The sequence below is a fragment of the Ruminococcus sp. N15.MGS-57 genome (assembly GCF_000980385.1).
GTDB classification, from domain to species: Bacteria; Bacillota; Clostridia; order Oscillospirales; family Ruminococcaceae; genus Hominimerdicola; species Hominimerdicola aceti.
Genome location: NZ_LARF01000071.1, coordinates 1 through 3,164, shown reverse-complemented (window position 1 = coordinate 3,164; position 3,164 = coordinate 1). Strand labels below are relative to the sequence as shown.

The window sequence follows — 3,164 nt, the reverse complement described above, 5'->3', positions numbered from 1 at the left end:
CACAACTACTCAGAGATATCACCAATGCTAAGCTCGAAATAAGGCTGATGACTTTTTTCATTTATTGTTTCTCCTTCCAGTCTAATGTTGCCGTATAAGTCTCATCTGAGAATGACCACCATGCAGTTCCGTCAGTCGCATCTCTGAAAGCCTCATACATGATCTCGCCATCCTCCATCCTCAATATCCGGTTTTTAAGTATTCATACTTATCGTAAAAAAACGTACTTACTCTTATCAGCACTATCAAAACGTAAAATATATTCCGCTATTTTACTGCTTATTTTTTCAATTCCACACTTTTGATTGGAAATATAATTGATCATATATTTTATCGTGTCTAAAGCTATAAACCTATAGTTTTTCCAATCTTCCGTTAAAATTGCCGTCAGGTTCTGTTAAAGCCCAAACACTTCTACATTTTGTACACTTATAATAAAATTTTTTATGTCCATAACCATCATACTTATTAATGGAGTGTTTTTTACAAAGTTTCTTTGCTTTTTTTAATTCAGCAATATATTTTTTTAGATAACAAAAATCGGAAATATCGTTAAACTCATCAACTTCAGCTAGTACTTCACAAACACATGATATTTTCATTGATTTTATAATATTATTTTCTATAACAATTAATGGATAACCTTTCCAATCAAACCATATTGCATCATCTGCTATAAAATACAACCGTTTCTCACCCAAAAAGGTTTTGTTTGCTATAGTCATCAATTCTATTTTTTCATTAATTGTTGCTTTTTTATTTGGATACCACTCTATTTTATTAGCAAGCACCAAAAAATAATCTATTCCTATTTCTCCATGAAATGTTGCTATTTTATCATTATATTTTACATGAATTTTATCGCTACTTGCTTTGCCTACTGTTACAAATTCCATATGCATTTTCAATTATCACTTCTCCTTTAACCAATTGATGATGCTTCCATTTAATGAAAATAGACCTGATAAACCTGATGTAAATTCACAAGTTCTTGGAATGTTAATTAATAATTGATTGCTAGTTCCAAAATTAGCTAGCTTTGAAACACTTGTTACCATTGCTATAGCTAATACTGCTCCTATTACAATTGTTACTGTGATGAGAATCTCTTTCCAACGCTCCTTACACCACTCACAAGCGTTATCCCATTTTTTCTTCCAACCAGCTTTTCTCAATATCCGGCTATAAGTACTCATATTTCTCATAAAAGTCATTTTTGCTCTTATTAATAACATCAGCGACATCGCCGTCGATACGCACAACATCAGAAACAAACTCATTTACATCTTTTTTGAGATTATCAAGAGCGTCGATCTTATTTTCCTGAGTCTGTGTAGACGCTTTTATAGAACTAATTACATCGTCAACATTGCAAACGCTGATTACAATTTTTAAGATCTAGATTTTGTAATCCAATTAACCTTATATTCTATTATTTGGTCATCAACATTTTCTGTTATGAAATACAAGAATTTATCATAATTTTTCATTTTGCTGTCTACGTAAAACTTTCGTATACCCGCATATACTTTTATTCGTGTAACAATATTGGTTTTTTGATCAACTGTATCCGGTTTTATAATAGTAACTTTTTTTATCTCATCAGTTGTTATTTTTATTCGGATACCGCAGGTTTTAACAACCATTATTTCATCTTTTCGTACTTTAATTTTCAGAGTAGTGAATAATACAGGAAAAGAAAGCAAAACACAAAAAACAAGTAATCCTATATACATAAACCAATTTGCTTTAAAAGAGTGTTCTACAAAATCAATTATTTCAAGTATAATTACAAAAGAAAAAAGTACGGCTACTAAAAACAGTAAGACATATCCATTATGTCTAATCTCAAAATAATTGTTTTTAGTTCTCAATCAACAGTTCACTCCTTTAATCTTTTATTGCATCAATTCCGCCTTGACCAATATTCTCAAAAAAACCTTCTATATATCCACCCACAAGACCATTGCGAAGAGTTTTGAAATATCTGCTAAAAATATCAAATTTAAAAGGCACTTGTTTATTAGCCGCTCTGGTTATTTGACGTGCAAAATCTGCTGAATAGCTATGTGTACCCACCAGTCTTTCAAAAGCTTGTATTCCAGAGAACTTATTAGCCATTTTCTGAGTAATTGCTTTTGTAGGTCCCTCAAATACCTTTCCTAAAATAAATGCAAATACAACTGAACCACATATATCAAGAGAAATTTCAGTAAAACTTTTATTTTCAATTCCAAATATATTTTTGAAATTTTCGGTTAAACTTGTGGAAACAAAAGCATCAACCGCTAATGCTACACCTGCTTTACCAAAAATCGAACCTATTAAGGCAGAGCAACTTGTTCCTGCAGGATTAATCATCAATATGCCACCTACAGCTCCTCCGAATGTAGCCACCGATATACAAATAATACCTACCGCTATGACTATGGTTACAACAATTGCAACAATCTCTTTCCAATGCTCCTTGCACCACTCGCAAGCGTTATCTACTTTTTCTTCCAACCAGCTTTTTTCACAGTCCGGTTTTTAAGTATTCATACTTATCGTAAAAATCATTCTTGCTTTTATTGATAGCATCAGTCGCATTTTGGTCAATAATCACAACATTGGAAATGTATTCATTAATGTTATTCAAAAGATTCAATTTTTCTTAATGAATTTGTGGTAAAAATTAAATTTATATAATTGTTTCAAATTAACGTTTTAATTTTTTCAAACGTTTCTATACCCTTAAAATTATCAAAATGAAAATATAATCTATTTTCATTTGTTACCCATGTACAGATCATATAGCATAGACCTTTTATAATAGCTGATTTTTGCGGATTGTTTGAGTACGGTTCACAATTATAAAGAAATTGTTGAAACGTAATATTTTCAAAAGGAAAATATATAACTATAGTTTCACATAAGCTTTTAAACAATAAATTGACAGATACATTAAAAAAGTCATTATTTGCTACAATAACAATATCGGTATTTTCGTTTTTAGTTATCAATGATGCATATGTTTGCTTAGAATTAGTAATAATTTTTGTTAATTCATCATTCTTGCAAATATCGCAAATTTCAAGAAAGAAAAAAGATGGTGCTAGCTTAATTATTTTTGTTAATAACTTTGTAGAAACATCACCATCTATAAATGCTTGTTTCACTTTTTT

Annotated in this window: 5 protein-coding genes; all 5 read right to left on the bottom strand. The window is 30.2% G+C overall.

What is annotated here, in order from left to right; translation table 11 throughout:
- Positions 1-353: 353 nt before the first annotated feature.
- Positions 354-896: a hypothetical protein gene (locus tag WS40_RS10135; RefSeq protein WP_325208533.1), complete on the bottom strand. Its 543-nt coding sequence runs from the start codon at positions 894-896 to the stop codon at positions 354-356.
- A gap of 15 nt (positions 897-911) precedes the next feature.
- Complete coding sequence (locus WS40_RS10130) at positions 912-1,235, bottom strand: hypothetical protein (RefSeq protein ID WP_046442058.1); 324 nt, start codon at positions 1,233-1,235, stop codon at positions 912-914.
- Between the two features lie 156 nt (positions 1,236-1,391).
- A complete protein-coding gene (locus WS40_RS10125) occupies positions 1,392-1,874 on the bottom strand; it encodes a hypothetical protein (RefSeq protein WP_046442056.1) in 483 nt (160 codons plus the stop codon).
- Positions 1,875-1,890: 16 nt separating this feature from the next.
- Positions 1,891-2,505 (bottom strand): hypothetical protein, encoded by a 615-nt coding sequence (locus WS40_RS10120; protein ID WP_046442054.1) that lies wholly within the window; start codon positions 2,503-2,505, stop codon positions 1,891-1,893.
- Positions 2,506-2,693: 188 nt separating this feature from the next.
- Positions 2,694-3,164, bottom strand: a 471-nt coding sequence (locus WS40_RS10115) for a hypothetical protein (protein ID WP_046442052.1), incomplete at its 5' end; no start/stop codon positions are given.

Coding starts and splice junctions, on each gene's coding strand:
- WS40_RS10135 (WP_325208533.1), bottom strand. CDS start 896: ATGGAATTTGTAACAGTAGGCAAAGCAAGTAGCGATAAAATTCATGTA.
- WS40_RS10130 (WP_046442058.1), bottom strand. CDS start 1,235: ATGTTATTAATAAGAGCAAAAATGACTTTTATGAGAAATATGAGTACT.